Source organism: Blautia wexlerae DSM 19850, from assembly GCF_025148125.1.
GTDB classification, from domain to species: Bacteria; Bacillota; Clostridia; order Lachnospirales; family Lachnospiraceae; genus Blautia_A; species Blautia_A wexlerae.
The window spans coordinates 4238266-4256197 of the sequence record NZ_CP102267.1 but is presented as its reverse complement, the minus strand read 5'-3'; the positions used below and the strand labels follow the sequence as shown (position 1 = coordinate 4256197).

24 protein-coding genes and 2 pseudogenes are annotated in these 17932 nt (G+C 38.4%); 16 read left to right on the top strand and 10 right to left on the bottom strand.

Annotation, left to right across the window (positions count from 1 at the left end):
• Positions 1 to 11 precede the first annotated feature (11 nt).
• Together NQ550_RS19710 and NQ550_RS19705 are read right to left on the bottom strand one after the other, a co-directional pair.
• Complete coding sequence (locus tag NQ550_RS19710; RefSeq protein ID WP_025580204.1) at positions 12 to 326, bottom strand: YdcP family protein; 315 nt, start codon at positions 324 to 326, stop codon at positions 12 to 14.
• A 169-nt stretch (positions 327 to 495) separates the two neighbouring features.
• Entirely contained in the window at positions 496 to 1377 is an 882-nt protein-coding gene (locus tag NQ550_RS19705) for a hypothetical protein (RefSeq protein WP_025580203.1), read from the bottom strand.
• Positions 1378 to 1983: 606 nt separating this feature from the next.
• Here NQ550_RS19705 and NQ550_RS19700 point away from each other — a divergent pair.
• Positions 1984 to 2157 carry a helix-turn-helix domain-containing protein gene (locus NQ550_RS19700; protein WP_025580201.1) on the top strand — a complete coding sequence of 58 codons (174 nt, stop codon included), beginning with the start codon at positions 1984 to 1986 and terminating at the stop codon, positions 2155 to 2157.
• Complete coding sequence (locus NQ550_RS19695) at positions 2154 to 2588, top strand: ParB/RepB/Spo0J family partition protein (protein ID WP_025580199.1); 435 nt, start codon at positions 2154 to 2156, stop codon at positions 2586 to 2588. Before NQ550_RS19700 ends, NQ550_RS19695 begins: the two co-directional genes overlap by 4 nt.
• A gap of 155 nt (positions 2589 to 2743) precedes the next feature.
• On the opposite strand, the gene NQ550_RS19690 is transcribed toward NQ550_RS19695, so the two are convergent.
• From NQ550_RS19690 to NQ550_RS19660, 7 genes are all read right to left on the bottom strand, one after another.
• Positions 2744 to 4108, bottom strand: a complete 1365-nt coding sequence (locus NQ550_RS19690) for a sensor histidine kinase (RefSeq protein ID WP_025580197.1) — start codon at positions 4106 to 4108, stop codon at positions 2744 to 2746.
• The gene (locus tag NQ550_RS19685) at positions 4099 to 4761 is read right to left on the bottom strand and encodes a response regulator transcription factor (protein WP_025580196.1); all 663 of its coding nucleotides are present in this window, start codon (positions 4759 to 4761) and stop codon (positions 4099 to 4101) included. The genes NQ550_RS19690 and NQ550_RS19685 overlap by 10 nt, the downstream gene beginning before the upstream one ends.
• A 38-nt stretch (positions 4762 to 4799) precedes the next feature.
• Entirely contained in the window at positions 4800 to 5177 is a 378-nt protein-coding gene (locus NQ550_RS19680) for a NisI/SpaI family lantibiotic immunity lipoprotein (RefSeq protein WP_025580194.1), read from the bottom strand.
• Positions 5170 to 5913: a lantibiotic immunity ABC transporter MutG family permease subunit gene (locus tag NQ550_RS19675; protein WP_025580193.1), complete on the bottom strand. Its 744-nt coding sequence runs from the start codon at positions 5911 to 5913 to the stop codon at positions 5170 to 5172. Before NQ550_RS19675 ends, NQ550_RS19680 begins: the two co-directional genes overlap by 8 nt.
• Positions 5914 to 5915: 2 nt before the next feature.
• A complete protein-coding gene (locus NQ550_RS19670) occupies positions 5916 to 6662 on the bottom strand; it encodes a lantibiotic immunity ABC transporter MutE/EpiE family permease subunit (RefSeq protein ID WP_025580191.1) in 747 nt (248 codons plus the stop codon).
• Positions 6663 to 7367 carry a lantibiotic protection ABC transporter ATP-binding protein gene (locus tag NQ550_RS19665; protein WP_025580190.1) on the bottom strand — a complete coding sequence of 235 codons (705 nt, stop codon included), beginning with the start codon at positions 7365 to 7367 and terminating at the stop codon, positions 6663 to 6665.
• Positions 7368 to 8074: 707 nt separating this feature from the next.
• Positions 8075 to 8245, bottom strand: a complete 171-nt coding sequence (locus tag NQ550_RS19660) for a transposon-transfer assisting family protein (RefSeq protein ID WP_081703285.1) — start codon at positions 8243 to 8245, stop codon at positions 8075 to 8077.
• A 9-nt stretch (positions 8246 to 8254) separates the two neighbouring features.
• Here NQ550_RS19660 and NQ550_RS19655 point away from each other — a divergent pair, with 9 nt between their 5' ends.
• The 12 genes and pseudogenes from NQ550_RS19655 to NQ550_RS19600 all read left to right on the top strand — a co-directional run bounded on the left by NQ550_RS19655 (position 8255) and on the right by NQ550_RS19600 (position 14465).
• Positions 8255 to 8737 carry a hypothetical protein gene (locus NQ550_RS19655; protein WP_044996722.1) on the top strand — a complete coding sequence of 161 codons (483 nt, stop codon included), beginning with the start codon at positions 8255 to 8257 and terminating at the stop codon, positions 8735 to 8737.
• A gap of 4 nt (positions 8738 to 8741) precedes the next feature.
• Positions 8742 to 9116, top strand: coding sequence for a TnpV protein (locus tag NQ550_RS19650; protein ID WP_025580185.1), 375 nt, complete (start codon positions 8742 to 8744; stop codon positions 9114 to 9116).
• A 131-nt stretch (positions 9117 to 9247) separates the two neighbouring features.
• A complete protein-coding gene (locus tag NQ550_RS19645) occupies positions 9248 to 9844 on the top strand; it encodes a helix-turn-helix domain-containing protein (RefSeq protein ID WP_029677128.1) in 597 nt (198 codons plus the stop codon).
• Positions 9845 to 9918: 74 nt separating this feature from the next.
• Positions 9919 to 10682, top strand: a pseudogene (locus NQ550_RS19640) (IS5 family transposase).
• Positions 10683 to 10692: 10 nt separating this feature from the next.
• Positions 10693 to 11184 carry a hypothetical protein gene (locus tag NQ550_RS19635; RefSeq protein ID WP_259838574.1) on the top strand — a complete coding sequence of 164 codons (492 nt, stop codon included), beginning with the start codon at positions 10693 to 10695 and terminating at the stop codon, positions 11182 to 11184.
• Between the two features lie 176 nt (positions 11185 to 11360).
• On the top strand, positions 11361 to 11609 hold the full coding sequence (locus tag NQ550_RS19630; protein WP_021905858.1) for a type II toxin-antitoxin system prevent-host-death family antitoxin: 249 nt from the start codon (positions 11361 to 11363) through the stop codon (positions 11607 to 11609).
• Position 11610: 1 nt separating this feature from the next.
• Positions 11611 to 11910: a type II toxin-antitoxin system RelE/ParE family toxin gene (locus tag NQ550_RS19625; RefSeq protein WP_025581298.1), complete on the top strand. Its 300-nt coding sequence runs from the start codon at positions 11611 to 11613 to the stop codon at positions 11908 to 11910.
• Between the two features lie 43 nt (positions 11911 to 11953).
• A complete protein-coding gene (locus tag NQ550_RS19620) occupies positions 11954 to 12175 on the top strand; it encodes a hypothetical protein (protein WP_025581299.1) in 222 nt (73 codons plus the stop codon).
• Entirely contained in the window at positions 12168 to 12971 is an 804-nt protein-coding gene (locus NQ550_RS19615; RefSeq protein WP_025581300.1) for an LPO_1073/Vpar_1526 family protein, read from the top strand. Before NQ550_RS19620 ends, NQ550_RS19615 begins: the two co-directional genes overlap by 8 nt.
• Positions 12972 to 13588: 617 nt before the next feature.
• Entirely contained in the window at positions 13589 to 13981 is a 393-nt protein-coding gene (locus tag NQ550_RS19610; protein ID WP_205163130.1) for a hypothetical protein, read from the top strand.
• A gap of 120 nt (positions 13982 to 14101) precedes the next feature.
• Positions 14102 to 14323 (top strand): helix-turn-helix domain-containing protein, encoded by a 222-nt coding sequence (locus NQ550_RS19605; protein WP_015525478.1) that lies wholly within the window; start codon positions 14102 to 14104, stop codon positions 14321 to 14323.
• 1 nt (position 14324) lies between these two features.
• Positions 14325 to 14465, top strand: coding sequence for a hypothetical protein (locus tag NQ550_RS19600; protein ID WP_172730369.1), 141 nt, complete (start codon positions 14325 to 14327; stop codon positions 14463 to 14465).
• A 17-nt stretch (positions 14466 to 14482) separates the two neighbouring features.
• Here NQ550_RS19600 and NQ550_RS19595 read toward each other — a convergent pair.
• A pseudogene (locus tag NQ550_RS19595) lies at positions 14483 to 15246 on the bottom strand (IS5 family transposase).
• A gap of 49 nt (positions 15247 to 15295) precedes the next feature.
• Between NQ550_RS19595 and NQ550_RS19590 the strand changes: the two are divergent.
• A complete protein-coding gene (locus NQ550_RS19590; protein WP_025580686.1) occupies positions 15296 to 16813 on the top strand; it encodes an N-6 DNA methylase in 1518 nt (505 codons plus the stop codon).
• Positions 16800 to 17930 (top strand): restriction endonuclease subunit S, encoded by a 1131-nt coding sequence (locus tag NQ550_RS19585; protein ID WP_025580688.1) that lies wholly within the window; start codon positions 16800 to 16802, stop codon positions 17928 to 17930. The genes NQ550_RS19590 and NQ550_RS19585 overlap by 14 nt, the downstream gene beginning before the upstream one ends.
• Positions 17931 to 17932 lie beyond the last annotated feature (2 nt).

The following is a 17932-nucleotide window of genomic DNA, read 5'->3' as shown; positions in this document are numbered from 1 at the left end:
CCTCCTTTTCCTTACGCTTTTACCATATCGTCAGCGTGCAAAATGTAGTTGGTAAAGCCCCTTGTGCCGATTTTATAGCCCTCTGCGGTGATACGGGGATTGACGAGCTTTACACGTTCCTCAAAGTCAAAATGTTTCTCTCCGGCTTCAGCAGGGAGGATAACCACAATATCATCCGCCCTCTGTACGTCTGAATAAAGATTGAAGCTGCGAGAGAGTACCGTCATGCGTCCGTTGATTCTTCTTTGTTCTGTTTTGTCTTCTCCGGCAAACTCCAAGTTGCCAAATGTCTTTTCCATGTTGGGGATAACAAATTTTAATTCCATATAGATGTACCTGTCCTTTCTGAATGTTGTGTTTAATGGTTGGCTTCGGGTTATGGTTTGGAAGCGAAGGGGAACGCTCCGGCGGTGGTGATTTCTTCGTGGTATCACGTCCTTTCTGGTTTTGGGATAAAAAAAATAGACGCTCAGTTTTGAACGTCTATCAAAAAGTTTATAAAATAGTTGCTTCGTCAATATTCTTTAAAATTTCTTCTTGCAATAAAGATAATATTTCGAAAATTCTGACATATAGAGATTGGTAATCTTTTGTTTCAATTTCATGATTTAATATGTCGCAGATATTTGCAAGGTGTTCATACTCAAAATTAATAACTTCTAAACCAATTTCTTGTTCAGGTGATAAGCCGAAACTATCTTTAGAATTTCCATATTCATTTATTTCACACCATATATCAAAAATATCTTTCTCAGACGAATAAGACATATCACTTGTAAAGGAACTACTATAAGGTGGGTCACCCATAAAAAAAACAATATGTGCAATTTGACCGTACCAGATTATCTGGCGATGTGTTAATAAAACTGTTTTTATTTCTTCAAATAAAGATTTTTTAGTAGTAATAGCACAGTCAATACAGTTGTTGATTTTATACATTGGAAAGCTTTCAATCATGGAAGAATATTGCTTGCAAAAAATATCAATTATGGCGGAAATATCACTATTTATCTGATTTTCATAATTATTTATGGTATCTTCTAGTAGTTTTAAAATATTTCGAGTTCTTTCATAAAAGTAAATTCTATTATTAGCTTGTAAATATTTTAAAAGTTCTGTAGTTTCTGATTCACAGCTTTTTTCTCCTGTAAAGGAAACAAGAGTATTCTCATTTTTACTCAGTTCAGATACTTTGTTTTGAAGATTTTCTATTGCTATGGAGCAAGGTATCCAATATTCATCCCGTGCTCTTATTTGAGCATTTACTTTTGCTTCGTTTTTTTTGCTGGATACAGTGACATAGTAAGTTATATAGGCACCTAAGATTGTAGAAAGCATGGGCAAAATTTTGTCAATAAGTGCATAAAGATTTTCCATTAGTTTTTCTCCTTTGCATAATGGGCTGTAAGATATAGTATAGGATATAACTATTATAAAATAAAGAAGAATTTGCCTAATAAATACAATCTTTGAAAGATATACACAGTTAAGGTTTATATCAATGTTAATCGGTCTTTTAATAGTCGAGAAAAATAGACGCTCATTTCTGAACGTCTATAAAGGAAAGATATTGAGGTTTGCTGGTCTATCTTATAAAATCTGAATGTACTTCGATTGCATTTTTATTGCATTTTTTATTTTTTTGCGTATAGATTTTAGTGGTTGATAGTTCCTGAAAATGCCTTAAAATCAACGATTTTCACTTATATGGCATACTGTCTGTCTGGAGTTTGAGTAGCGGACTAAATTGCGAAAAAGCCCATAAATAAAGGTTTTGCGGGCTGTCTGGATGTTCCGGTGGAGTGCAAATGGAGTTAAAAAATCTTTTTTTTCTTTGTTTTCTTTCCGGAGTTATCTGAGATTTTCGCAAAAGTAACTATGCTCAGAAAATATAATTAGTGTGAATATGAAGAACAGTTTGTTTTGATGGAAATATTTTCCGTCAGGGCAGACTGTTTTTTTATACCCTTTTTCAATGATATTATGAGTATAGTGCAGGAAAAAATGTATATGGATGTGGATGATGTGTGTGCAATTCTTGGTGTTTCTAAAGCGTATGCCTACAATTTGATGCGAGAGTACAACAAGGAGTTGAAAGCAAAAAGGAAAAGTAGCGGCTGCATATTGGCAGATGACACAGGAGGTGCTTTTGGATGAAAGGTAGAAGTGCATCGAAGATAAAACTGACATCTTATGATGAATTACTTGGTGGAGGAGAAGAAACGAACGATATCCAACAGGTTGCACTTGAGCATTTACATTCTTTCGAGAACCATCCATTTCAAGTAAATGATGATGAGGCAATGACGGAACTGGTGGAAAGTGTCAAAGAAGAGGGAATCCTTACAGCTTTACTGGTACGACCACTGGGTGATGGTGAATATGAAATCATCGCCGGTCACAGAAGGAGACATGCGGCACAACTTGCCGGTCTTAAAGAGGTTCCGGTTATTATCAGAAATATGGATCAGGATACAGCTGTTCGGGCAATGGTAGACAGCAATCTGCAGAGACCTAATATACTCCCAAGTGAAAAGGCATTTGCATCCAGTATGTGTTTTTCAGTCTTGACAGTGAATATAAATTAAGCGTGAAAATGGGTCTGCCCAGCAACGGTTTTTTTCTTTTCTGCCGCTGGGCAGATGTTTTTTCTTTAGATACATGATAAGAGGAATTTTTGAAGATTCCATAAAGATTTGAAAAATGGACGGACATAAAAGACGTCCATTACACTATCGGAAAATCAGCAAGGAAGTTTCATAGTAACCTTTGCGCCGCCGGTTTCTTTTGAATTTTCTAAAATAAGCTGACCATTATGTTGTTCCATAATCGAATTTGTAATATATAGACCCATACCAAAGTGTAACTTTGAATTGCGGCTTTGATCGCCCATATAGAACCGTTCCTGTGCGTGGCATAATGCCTCTTTAGAAAACCCCGTTCCCTCGTCTGTGACTGAAATTTCCACGAAACCGTTGTTACTCTGAACATCCACATAAAGCGTTCCGCCTTGCGGGGAGTAGTCCAGCCCATTACTGATAACATTCATAATAGCACGTTCTATCAGCACCCTATCAAATTTCAGCATTTGAGGGAGTGAAACAGTATTCATTTGCAGCCGGATTTCTTTTGTCCGGCATAGTGATTCCATATAACCGAACAAGTGCTGCATGAACGCTGGCAAGTCTATACTTTCAATATGGAGCTGATAACCAACCGCCGCCCGTGATATATCAATCAGGGTTTGAATATATGACTGCATCTGGCCGGAGCTTTCCACGACGTAACCAGCGTATAATCGTTGCTCATCATCAAGATTTGTTTCTGTGAGTAAATCAGCATTTCCTTGAATAACCGTCAGAGGCGTTTTCAAATCATGGGCAAGTGCGGCGATTTGCTCTTTCTGTGTCTGTTCGGTTTTCCATTGCCGTTCTAACGAAATTTTCAGATTATCTTTCATATCTGAAAAAGATGCAAGGACATCTTCAAACTCTTTGATTTTGGCGTGTCCTACTTCAAAATCAAGGTTTTGCTTTGAAACCTCCGCAGTTGCTTCAAAAAGCGGGGTCAGTTGTGTACGCAGGTTCTTAGCAAATCTGGCGGTCAGTATGATAATGACCAGCAGCGAATTTACAGCCATCAGGATAAACGCAAGCGTGTCAGGAGATGGAAAATATTCCGGTAGCCATGACACTGTAAATTGAGAACCAATATAATACCTTAAAACGCAAAATTCGTTTTCCCGGACAACAAGTGCAAACTGCCTCCCCGTAGCATATTCAATATATTCTCCCTTTGCGTACAGCAGGGCAATTTCTTTTTCATCATCGTCCATATTGCTGTAAAGCTCATTAAAGTTCTTGTCCAGAATTAAGTAGTCGCATCCCTGTGGAATCACAACCTTTGTAATATCCGGGGCAATCGTCAGCGTTGGAATGATCTCTTTTACCTGCAATTCACTTAGATTTGCTCTTGTAGCTAATCCAGCATTTACAGCAAGTCCCTCCAAACCAGAAGGGACAATAATTGCCGCTACCAGCATGACAATGAGGGAGATAGCAAACTGGCGAAACAATATTTTCAATGTAGGTTTCTTTTTCACTCCCATTTATATCCTATCCCCCATACGGTGCTGATCGGACTTATTTTGAAATGCTCCAATTTCGCACGAATATTTTTTATATGCGTTGAGATCGTAGAGTTATCGCCTATTCCATCAAACCCGAAAACGGCTTCATAGATTTGTTCTTTTGCAAAAACCTGTCCCCGGTTTTTCGCAAGGTATTCACAGATTGAATACTCGCTTTTGGTAAGGGGAACCGGCTGTTCTGAAACATACAGTACTTTTGCGGAAAGGTCAAATCTTATATCAGGCTCAAATGAAAGTGTGCTGTGATGCTCCCTTTTTTCTCTGCGTAAATGTGCCGCGACACGGGCGCGAAGCTCCTGAATACGAAAAGGTTTCGTAATATAATCATCCGCACCGATGCCCAATCCAAACAATATATCTTCCTCTAATGTCTTTGCGGTCAGAAAGAGAATCGGGCAGTCTACCATATTCCTGATCTGTTTGCAAAACTCAAACCCGTCTGTGCCAGGCATCATCACATCCAAAAGAATGAGGTCATAGAAATGCAGCTTTTTGATGTCTACATCATCCGCATTTTGACAGACTGTTATCAAATATCCATCTTTCCTCAAACTGTTCTTAATCAATTCCAAGATAGAAACTTCATCGTCAACTACAAGTAAGTGGGTCAAAAAATCACCTCCCGCCCCATTATACCACATTGTCGAGGTTACTCATCATTATTTTTAATGTCAGCTTTCCGATATTCATTGTTGATATTTACAGCTACGGCATTGCTTATATCCACATCCACAATACTGTAAACGTAGCCGAAACTGAAATCTTCCCCCGCCACATTTTTGAAGCGTTTCGATACCTGCCCGATTTCTTCTTGCAGTTCTGACATTTCAAGACATTCATCCGTTATGGTATATGTCAGGCCGTTATATGAAATTTCATCATAGTTTGCGGCGTTCAGCTCATAATACGGCAGAGATTCATTTAACGCCTTATTTTTATCGGCGGTATCGCGGAGCGCACCGCAGGCCGATAAGCATATAAGACTTACAAGCACAATTACCACGGCAAACAGGCACTTTTTATTCACTGTTTTTACCTCCCTCCCAACCATGAAACCAAACCAAACTGGCAATCAGCAGACAAACAGTGCAGCATACAGAAATAATCATACCGCTGAAAAAATCGGTTTTTACCTGTGCATACAGTTGGGGGCTATCCCATGCAAGCACAGTGTAATCCATAGCACGAACGCCCCAGGCCCAGGGAATATATTTCCATGTAGCGTCACCAAGCCCTGTTATCATAAGGGCAGCTATTAAACTCCCTGCAATTCCCAATCCCATAGATGCACCTTTTCCGAAGCTCATTCCCACAAACAAATGAATCAGGTAAATGGGAAGCATGGTAATCAACAATAGAATCCCTGCTTTCAGGTAAAGGCTTGCCGGAGCATCCCTATATAGTGCAGCGAATGTTCCTAACGCTAAAAATGTTGCGCCAAAAGCACAGATCATCAGAAAACCAAGTTTACCAATATACGTTGCCATGCGAGATGGGATTGTTCCCAACAAAAGCTGATAATGCCCGGCCTGATTTTCAATCTGAACAACCAGGCCCACAATAATGCCGATCAGAAACGGGAACGCAACGGCCAGCACTTCCAGATAGGCACTGATTTTGGTTGCCAGTTCCCATCTGGATATATGATAGTAACCCGCAAAAATCGCCGCACATATAATCGGAATCATGCTGTGCATATAGAGCAAAATGCTATGTTTACACTTCTGATATTCTGCTTTCCAGCAGCGAACCACAGATACCATAGTTACCCCACCTCCTTTTTCTCAAACCATCTTGCAGTTAAAAATGACAGCGCCGCAAACCAGGCCAGCGAAATGACCAATACAAGTATAATCATCCAAAATGCCATTGCCGTACTCTGATCTGCAACCGGCTCACCATTAGGCAAAATACCTAACACGGAAATCATAAGATGCGGCACCCAGCTATACGGGCAGATCATCCACAAAGAGGTTGTAGCCGTGAAAATCCCTAAAACGCTTCCAAGTCCGGCATTAAGAATAACCGTGACAAAGATACCAACTTTTTTTGATAACCATAAGCACAGCGGAACTTCCCATAGGCTTGCAATGACAATACAAGCTGTTCCGGCCGCAGCCTGCCAAATTCCGATTGTCAGGGGAATTTCGTTGATAACTAATATTGCAAAACCGCCCAACAGATTTAGCGCCAGGAAAATGAAATTCCCCACACAGGAGTAAATACCGGCCACTCCAATTTTTGCTTTCCAGACTTTGTTCTGCGAAACAGGCAATGAAGCAACGGCACGATATTTTAGTTTGCCATTATCCCGCTGTTCAATCAAGGCACAGGTGAGCGTAAGGAATCCAGGATAAAGCAGGTTATACCACCAATTATAAGAATTGAGCTGGAACCAAAGAGGGGCAAAAAAGTTCATAAGCGCAGTTACAAACGGGGCCAGAACGATCAGCGTTTTTGTGAAAGTTCTCTTATGCTTTAGGTTCTCTGCCTGAATATATGCCATCTCCATTTAATATCCCTCCTTACCATTTCTGCGAATAACATCCATAAAGAGTTGTTCCAAATCTTCACCGGCGCGAAGCTCTCCCTCATATCCAAGGACGCCGCCAGCAATGATACCCACATGATCTGCAATCTGCTGGACTTCTGACAGAATATGGCTGGACAAAATAACTGTAATCCCTTTGCAGGGAAAAGAGCGAATTAACTCTCGAAGTTCCTCAATCCCTAAAGGGTCAAGGCCGTTAGTCGGTTCATCCAGAATCAAAAGCTGGGGACTGTTCAGCAATGCAATAGCAATACCAAGCCGCTGCTTCATACCAAGAGAAAACTGCCCGGCCCGTTTCTTGCCGGTATTCGTGAGCTGGACAATTTGCAATACCTCGTTAATTCGTGCATCGTCCAGGCCGAGCAATGTAGTTCTGACTTTGAGATTTTCGTATGCAGTCAGATTTTCGTAAAGCGGGGGCATCTCAATCAAAGCACCGATATGCTCCAGATCATTCCGCTTCCACGGGTGGCCGTCAAACTCGATGCTTCCCGATGTGGGGCGCAAAATGCCGGTGAGCATTTTTAAGATCGTGGATTTGCCAGCCCCATTCGGCCCCAGCAGACCATAAACCGAGTTGCGCCGGATGTTCAGTGACACATTGTTTACCGCCATTTGCCCCTTGAAATTTTTGCAGAGGTCAGTCGTTTTCAAAATCATATCCATATAATCAAGTCCTTTCTTTGATTTTACGGATAGCATACCGGGCAATTTTGAAGATTTCATAAAGATTCCCGAAAACAGAATATGAACAATACACCGTAACCGTGGAGCATATCGCAACAAAGCACCAACCTACGCATTTAGGGCCTTAAAAAGCCCTATATTTCAAGGCTTTTCCCGCATAGTCGGCGGGGTATGTGAGTGTTTTATTCTATCCCCGCCATAGTGCCGCTCTAAATGCGTAGAATTTACCAGCAGAAAATCGCCGGTTTCTCTGGCTCCATACTCCCAGATATGGTATCATGGAAAAAATCAATCTGACGGGGGTATCAGGATGGACGGACAAGAAAAGCTGCTGGACTATGAAACAATCAAAGCCGCCGTTGCCGAGCTTCCCGCTGGAACAAGAATAACGATCAAGAGGGCTGCACCCTCTTACGCCGCTTTGCGGCTATCACCTGTACACCCCCGAAACAGATACACCCGCTGCGCGTCTGTACCTATTTCGGGGGCTAATAATGACTGTAACCTACGCCTTTCGGGGCTGATAACCGCCAGTTTCAAGGCTTCTCCCGCACGTTTGCAGAGGTGGGCGAATACTTTATCCTATCCCCGTCAATACTGGGTTCTAAATGCGTAGGAACAGGCAAAAAGAAAAGACGCCGGACGCAAGCGGCCACATGGCCGCCGCGCCCGGCGTCTGCTGTTATTTATTCGTTCTCGTCTGTGAAATAGAATTTCTGGCTGTCATAGTCAGAATCCGTCATACGTTTCAGCTTGGAAAGGGTCTGCTGGGCCAGCGTCCACATATCCCCGTCCATACCCGGCATGGCTGCGGTGATCTTGCCTATCGTCCTGCGTCGGTCTGCGTTGTGGTACATACAGTTAAAATGTTGTTACCGGAAGCTGGCACGTTGGAACGGGCAGCGACTTACCGGGACAAAAAAATCAAACCGCTGTTTCTTCAGATAAAAAATAAGGTTGGGGCAATGGCTGCACAGGTTAAAGAACTTACAAAAGAGGTGGAAAATTGGAAGAGCAAATATCAAAAGCTGAAACAAAAATATAACGGTATTCAGAAGGAGTTGGATGATATGCGTAAAGAAAATCATAAATTATCAGAAGAAAAGAATATAATGCAAGGCGTTTCTGATAGGTATGATCGTGTTGTGCGTGTTCTGGGAATAGAGACGGTAGATGCGGCAGTACAGCAGGATATTCGCAATGAGAAAGCTCTGGAAGAAAAGCAGCGGATGGAACAAATGCCGAAGGGAAGTATTCATGAAAGATTAGCCTGGGGAATAAAAAAGAGTGAGATGGAGAATCAGCAGCGTAAGAAAAATAAATCAAAAAATAGAGAAATGGAGAGATAAAATCATGGAAAAACACATTTATGATGAAAAGAATGGATTAAGCTATACCCTGTGTGGAAATTATTATTTGCCGGATCTGGTATTGAATGAAGAAGAACCGACATATGGAAAATATGGAATGTTACGGAAACAGTTTTTGAAAGAACATAGACCAATACGGTATCAAAACTTGTTATTATCTGGCAAGCTGACAGCACATCTGAATCAGATTGACCAGGAAGCAACAGAGCAGGTAGAAGTGTTAATGAAACAGATGGTAGAAAAACAGGGTGTAAATGAAAACTTAAAGAGGCAGGATCAGATGAGGTGGGTTAGATTGATGAATAATGTCAAAGCCAGCGCGGAAGAAATTGTGATGAGAGAAATAATTTATGTGTAAGAATAGATGGTAAAGACATGAGATAAAAATTAATTAGAAGTTAAAAAAACAGAATGATAATTAAACAAAGGCTCAATTGTAAACATGAACTAGTAACGATATAATTATAGCGAGAACAGGAGGTGAGAACAATGCGTATTGGTGAACAGATAAAAAACTATAGAAAAACTGTGGGATTAACACAAGAACAGGTGGCAAATTATCTGGGAGTGTCAACTCCTGCGGTAAATAAATGGGAAAAGGGAAATACATATCCGGATATCTCATTACTTCCAGCTTTGGCACGATTATTGAAAATTGATATGAATGAATTGTTTTCGTTTCGTGAAGAATTGACCGAAAAAGAGATTGGACTATTTGTGAATGAACTTTCGGAAGTTTCATTGGACAGCTTTACAAAGGCTTTCGAGATGGCATCTCGTAAAATACAGGAGTATCCTCATTGCGACTTATTAATTTATAAGATCGCAACTGTTCTGAACGCATCTTTGACTTTGTCAGATCTTAATGACGAAGAACGAATGGAATATAATACAGCTATCATTGAGTGGCTGGAACGAACAGCAGATAGTCAGGACGAAAGAGTGAGAAATTCAAGTGTTTTTATACTTGCAACGAAATATGTCCAAATGGAGAAATATGAAGAAGCAAATGTCCTTTTGAAAAAAATTCCTGATACTGTAATTGATGCAACGATTATGAAAACAAGTGTACTAGAGCGTGTCTGAAAAATAAAAATTGCACAAAACGCATGTTTTATTTCCCTTTTTCATGATAAAATAAAGAAAAAGGGGTGTTCACTATGTTGAGACGATATGAGTTGACTGATGAAGAATGGCTTCGCATTGAACCTTTATTACCTCCTGAAAATACTGGAAAACAAGGACGTCCAAGGAAAGACAATCGTATCATTATGAATGGAATTGTATGGCTTGCACGTAGTGGGGCACCTTGGCGCGATCTTCCTGAACGTTATGGTTCATGGAAAACTGTCTATAGCCGATTCCGAAAATGGATCGATGATGGTATCCTTGATAATATTTTCCGTATTTTAAGTCTTGAAGCAGAATTGGAAGAATTATCCATTGATGCTTCTATTATCCAGGCGCACCAGCATAGTGCCGGTGCAAAAAAAGGGGGCCTTCAAATGAAATCGGGCATAGTCGTGGAGGAGCCAGCACCAAAATCCATGCGGTAGTAGATGCCTATGGATATCCAGTTTATTTAATGATCAGTGAGGGACAGCGTAATGATATCAATTATGCAATCCCTTTGCTCGATCAAATTGAAATAAACGGAAGCAATGTGTTAGCTGACCGAGGATATGACAGTAATAAATTGCTTGATTATGTGTACGCACGCGGTGGAGAGCCAACCATTCCATCCCGAAAGGGAGCTAAATTTGAACGTCATTGTGATTGGTGGTTATACAAAGAACGCCATTTAGTAGAAAAGTATTTTCTGAAATTAAAAGCATTCCGACGAATCGCTACACGTTATGACAAATTAGCTGCAACCTACTTGGGATTTATTTGTATCGCCTCAATATTAATTTGGTTAAAATAAACAATTTAAAATGTTTTTCAGACACGCTCTAGCGCATCAGGAAGGAACAGATACTGCTGCGTTATTCTTGGAGGGAAAATTGCTACAGGCAGTTATCAATGTCCAAAGCTACTTGTATAAGTTAATAGAAATGGAAGAAGAGACAGGAAATCATGATAAAGCAGAGAAAATTGCTGAGGTTACAGATCAAATGATATCACTGTTTGGACTATGGAATTACGGCAACACAGTGCCATATCTGCTGATTGCTGGATATCGAAAAAACGTAGAAAAATGTGTTCAATTAATTAAGCAATTATTAAGCGAATCACAGAAGCCTTGGAATATGACACAATCTCCTTTGTATTACAGGTATGAAGATACTGCACAGGGAAAAGCCTTTTCGGGAATTGGAAAAAATTTTGTTCGTGAATTGTATTCGGAAATTGAAAATAAGAAAGAGTATGAATTCTTGAGAGGGAATAAGGAACTCGAATCAATTTTTGAGGAACATTTAAAATAAGTTGTAAAAATATATAGAGATAGAAAAGCTGTAAAAATCTACGTTGAATTTTACAGCTTTTTGTGTATAATAAAAGTAACAGAAACAATATGAATATGGACTGCATAGTAGGTTGTGCTCATGAGCGAGAAGCGAATGCGAATGTCCGCTTTATCAAGGAAAGGAGCTGAAAAAATATGGCAAATATTTTACCAGTGTCTGATTTGAGAAATTATAATGAAGTTCTGAAGAACTGTCATAAAGGAGAACCAGTATATCTGACAAAGAATGGCAGAGGACGTTTTGTAGTTATGGATATTGAAGACTATGAGCGTGATCGTGCAGAGAAAAAGCTTCTCCTGAAGCTGCAGGAAGCTGAAGAAGCAGTGAAAGATGGCGAAGGTTGGCTGGATCTGGACGAACTGAAAGCACTTGTGGGGGAATAAGATGTTAAAATTGCGGATCAATCCGATTGTTGCAAAGGATTTGAAAAACATCCGAGATTATATTGCTGAAGATAACGAAGAATATGCAGCAAAGACCATAAAGGAAATTTACGGTAAATTTGAAAACCTTCAGATGTTTCCTGGAATGGGGTCAGATCTTTCAAAACGAGTCAGCTTTCGGACGGACTATAAATATGCGATATGGGAAGATTATGTGATTATCTACAAGATAGGAAAAGAGTATGTAGAGATTTATCGTGTGATTAATAGGTATCAGGACATTACAAGGATTTTTGAGTAAGATTTATAATACTTAAAAAGCCGGTGCATGAGGAAGCATAATTATGGATAAAGTAATAATTTGGGTTAATGAAAACAAGGAATGGTTTTTTAGCGGTATTGGAGTAACTATTGTAACATTGATATTTGCAGCAATAAGAAAAGTATTTTGTAAGAAAAAGCAAGAAAAAAAGCAGACAAGGATAGAGCAAGTTAATTATGGTACAAAAAGTACTCAAATAGGAATTCAAAATAACTATTATACGAAGGAGAAAAGCGGTGAGTGATGAAACAAAAATAATACAAAAAGCAGCACTGGGATCTGATACAACACAGATTGGGGAACAAAATAATTATTATGGTATGACAGCAGAAGAAGCGAGTAATTTAGCTATAAAATTGTTTATGGATAATTTTCCTAGACTGCAAGAAGAAGCCAAGAAGATTGCTAAAGAGCGAGCAGAAGAATTGTGTAAAAATATAGTAGATAAACTAAAAAAACAAGGGAAAACAAATTTCTCTGAATTTTCAGATCCTGATATTCAATATATTTTAAATAAGTCACATCAGGAATATGCACGATTTGGAACTCAAACATTACATGATTTGTTAAGTGATCTTATTGTTAACAGAATAAATTATGATAATGACTACTATATGAAAATCCTTTTAGATGAAGCTGTAGAAATTGTAAAATCACTATCAGAAGTTCATTTAAATTATCTTTCGCTAATATTTTTATGTAAAGAAATAAGGATGAATTCTATTAATTCTATTGATTTACTTAAAGAACATTGTGAATATATTTGCTCAAAAATGCCAATTACAAATGGGATAGAGAGCAGTGTCCCCTTTTTATATATGCTTAGATTATTAACTATTTCTTTAGGAAATGCAGACGAGGTGTATGCGAAAAGATACAATTTGGATATAGGCAAGGTTAAAGAAATACTACCATTAGCAATGAATAGTATTCCAGGGGATTATAGTTTAACCCCAGTAGGAATTATAATTGCAATTATAAATATACATAATAAAACAAATCTAAATTTAGACTTTAAAATATGGATAAAATCTGTTTAAAGAAATATTGAAAAATTGTCTTAGGAAAATGATAACATATATTTGATAACAAAATGATAACACCGTTCAGTACAGCCTATGGATTTAGGACAGTAGGACACATATAAAACCAAACAGAACCATAATACCAATACTAAAAAGTATAGTGTCAAGATTTTATTTGCGAGTTTGAATAGTTGATATTTTTTGGCACTCCTCTTTGGCACTTTTTTGATAATCTTCTTTGTAAGAATCAGAAAATCCGAGCCATACGGAGCACCCGAGAAAACATCAAAAAAGACACAAAAACATAGAGAAAAAAATTAGAAGCCTTGCATCAGAGACCATCCTGATGCAGGGCTTTTTCAGTCCTGAAAGAAGAGAAAAAAAGAAACCTTAAAGAAATCCACATCTGGAGAAAATGCAGTAAATAAGCTGTTTCCAGCCGTTCTGAGAGAAAAGTTACAAAAGAATCTTATCAAAAGTATGCCTGAAAAGAACCTGGTGTTGTATGCATCGCCGGGAGAAAAAGGCAGAAAGAAAAAAGTAAAAATAGTGCAGTATCCCGGAAGAGCAGGAAAGGGAAGTTTTTACAAGTGAGTTTGCTAAAAAAATGCAAAGTGGGTGTGCGAAGGGACGTGGAGAAAAAGGAAAAAGCCGTTTTTGGGATTCTGGTTCTGGGAAAAGATTGGCGTAAAATCAACGTTTTTCAGGCTTTTGGGGATTCCGGAATGCGGTTTTGGGAAAAGAAACGATGTGATAATCCTGATTTTGGGAGGATAATGTCAGATTTGGGAACATTTCTGGGAAAGGAAGACAGCATAATTGAATTTCAATGCAATGTGATGCTGTCCGGTCTGGAAGCCGGGGAATACAGCTCGGATTTTGTCTGTGAGAAACAGAATGGTGATTTGATGGTCAGGGAGTGTGTGGAACGAAGATTCTTAAAGAAGCCAATGACTGTGAAGTTACTGGATGCATCAAGGGAGTACTGGACAAGAATTAAAAAATTGTTGATGATGTTTTTATGAGAACACGCTTTATATATAATTTAGAGATTGAAAAAATCAATTTCAGATTGAAATAAATCGGATTTGATAATATAATGAAAAGAAATGATAAATAGTTGTAATGATACGAAAGGGATAATAATGGCAATCAGATACAACAAATTATGGAAGAAATTAATAGATGAAAATATGATGAAAGTTGACCTTAGAGATCAGGCAGGAATTACAACAAACGCACTGGCGAAACTAGGGAAGAATGAACATGTAAGTACACAAGTTTTGGAAAAAGTATGTAAAGTATTGCATTGCGAGATACAGGATATCATGGAATTTGTTCCAGACGAGGAAAGGGAAGAAAAGTAATATGGCTAAGAAGAAAACAACTGAAAAGGCATTAAACATAGATAATATTTTATTTAATTGTAGAGATTATTTGCGTGCGGCACGTAACTCCGGCTCATTCTTTGAAAAAAGAGATATGATGCTTACGCTAGAGCGTGTCTGAAAAACATTTTAAATTGTTTATTTTAACCAAATTAATATTGAGGCGATACAAATAAATCCCAAGTAGGTTGCAGCTAATTTGTCATAACGTGTAGCGATTCGTCGGAATGCTTTTAATTTCAGAAAATACTTTTCTACTAAATGGCGTTCTTTGTATAACCACCAATCACAATGACGTTCAAATTTAGCTCCCTTTCGGGATGGAATGGTTGGCTCTCCACCGCGTGCGTACACATAATCAAGCAATTTATTACTGTCATATCCTCGGTCAGCTAACACATTGCTTCCGTTTATTTCAATTTGATCGAGCAAAGGGATTGCATAATTGATATCATTACGCTGTCCCTCACTGATCATTAAATAAACTGGATATCCATAGGCATCTACTACCGCATGGATTTTGGTGCTGGCTCCTCCACGACTATGCCCGATTTCATTTGAAGGCCCCCTTTTTTTGCACCGGCACTATGCTGGTGCGCCTGGATAATAGAAGCATCAATGGATAATTCTTCCAATTCTGCTTCAAGACTTAAAATACGGAAAATATTATCAAGGATACCATCATCGATCCATTTTCGGAATCGGCTATAGACAGTTTTCCATGAACCATAACGTTCAGGAAGATCGCGCCAAGGTGCCCCACTACGTGCAAGCCATACAATTCCATTCATAATGATACGATTGTCTTTCCTTGGACGTCCTTGTTTTCCAGTATTTTCAGGAGGTAATAAAGGTTCAATGCGAAGCCATTCTTCATCAGTCAACTCATATCGTCTCAACATAGTGAACACCCCTTTTTCTTTATTTTATCATGAAAAAGGGAAATAAAACATGCGTTTTGTGCAATTTTTATTTTTCAGACACGCTCTAGTGTTCTTGAGGTTTATCGGCGAAAAGTATGAGGATGGAATTGAAAATCTAAAACAGACACTTAAAGAGCAGGGATTAGATCCGGAAGATGAGAACATTAGAGCAGCATTCTTTGATGATGCTACTTTTGCAGATGGTACATATAATTTACCACCAGAAGCAAGATGGTCGACTATTATCAGTACACCGGCACCACAGCTTAATGTTGCACTTGATACAGCTTTGCAAAGGCTTGAGGAAGAAGATCCACAGTTGAAAGGCTGTTTTGTTAAAGGAACATTTACAGCACGCAATTTAGCAGCTAATGATATAAAGAAAATTGTTGATGAAGTGAACAAAATCAGTCATAAGACATTTGGAGAGGAAAAAGACCTTATTGGTCGTGTATACGAATACTTTCTTAAGGAGTTCGCAGTAAATGCTACAAAGGAGGAAGGAGAATTTTATACACCTCATGACGTAGTTCAACTTATTGCAACGATGATTGAGCCTTATGATGGCACCTTATATGATCCTTGCTGTGGTTCAGGAGGAATGTTTATTCAGAGTGCTGAACTTGTAAAGTCAAAGCAGGGAAACTTAAATGGTATCAATATATATGGTCAGGAAAAAGAACCGGCTACATATCGCCTTGCGAAAATGAATTTGGCTTTGCGTGGAATAAGCCATAATTTAGGAGAAGAAGCAGATTCATCATTTACACATGATTTACACAAGGGGCTGCACTTTAACTATATTATGGCAAATCCACCTTTTAATCTGAAAGGCTGGTATAATGACAATTTGAAAAATGACCCTCGTTGGTCTGACTATCAAACGCCACCTGAAAGTAACGCAAATTATGCCTGGATTTTGCATATACTTTCACATTTGAAGAAAACTGATGGAGTAGCGGGATTCCTTCTTGCAAATGGTGCATTGAATGATAGCGATACATTGGAAATACGTAAGGAACTGATTCAGAATGATAAAATTGAGGCTATCGTTGTTCTGCCAAGAGAATTGTTTATTACTACAGATATTAGTGTTACTCTGTGGATTCTGAATCAGAATAAAAAAGGCGGAAAATATCATAGAAGAAATCTCCGAAACCGCGAGCACGAGATGCTCTTTATGGATTTACGCCAATGGACAGAAAATTCTGTTAAGGGTGAGAGCAAAAAGAAAGTTCGGTTGGATACAGAACAAATTGAGAAGGCAGCAGAGATTTATCACACATGGCAATGTGAGGGGATTGACGGAACAAACTATGAAATACCAGAACTTTATCGCAGTGTTGGTATAGATGAAATTGAAAATAAAGGCTGGGCTCTTACACCGAGCAAATACATTGAGTTTATTGATCATGATTTAGAAATTGATTATGAAAAAGAAATGGTTCGTATTCAATCTGAAATGAAAGAGATTATGATGCAGGAAAAGAAATCCCAGCAGATGCTGGAAGAAGCATTTAGGGGGATTGGATATGGGATTGACTAAATATAAAATCGGAGAATTGATAGAAATAGTTGATGAAAGAAACAATCTTGGTATTAGAGATTTTTTTGGAATCAATATTAATAAAGAGTTTATGCCTACTGTTGCAAATACTGAAGGTTTAGATGAAACTAAGTATAAAGTGGTTAGAAAGAATCGTTTTGTTTATAGCGGGATGCAAACAGGTCGAGATGAATGCATTAGAGTAAGTATGTACAACAAAGATGTTCCGATATTGGTATCTCCTGCATATACAACGTTTGAAGTTGTTGCGACAGATATCGTTAATCCGTTGTATTTCTTTATGAAATTTCTTTCTAAGGAAAAGGATAGATATGGTGCTTTTTGTAGTGATGGAAGTATTCGTTCAAATCTGGATTGGGATGTGTTTTGTGATATTGAACTTGAACTGCCGCCACTATCAATTCAACAAAATTATGTAGATATCTATAATGCTATGCTGGAAAATCAGAAAGGCTATGAGCGTGGTTTGTATGATATAAAACTTGTTTGTGATGCGTATATTGAAGATTTGAGGCGAGAGATGCCTTGTGAAGCAATTGGTTTCTATATAGAAGAGGTCAATCAAAAAAATATTGGTAATCTCAAGTTGGATTCTGTACGAGGTATAGCCACAAGTAAAGAATTCATCAATACTAAAGCTAATATGGAGGGAGTTTCTCTAGAAAATTACAAGGTAGTAGAGCCTGGAATGATTGCTTTTATTTCTGACACTTCACGAAGAGCAGATAAAATGTCGATAGCTTTGAATCAGTCGGAAGAGAACTATTTAGTATCGTCAATATCAACTGTAATACAAACTGATAATACTAAACTACTTCCTAAATATTTGTATTTATTTTTTTGCAGAACAGAATTTGATCGTTATGCCCGTTTTCATTCGTGGGGGAGTGCAAGAGAAACATTTAGCCTTGATGATATGAAAGAAGTACGAATGCCACTTCCATCTATTGACGTTCAAAAATCCATAGTTGGTATCTATGAAGCATACACAATACGAAAAGAGATTAACGAAAAACTCAAAGCACAAATAAAAGACATCTGTCCAATTCTTATTAAAGGCTCAATAGAAGAGGCGACAAAAGCAAAGGAGGCATAGTC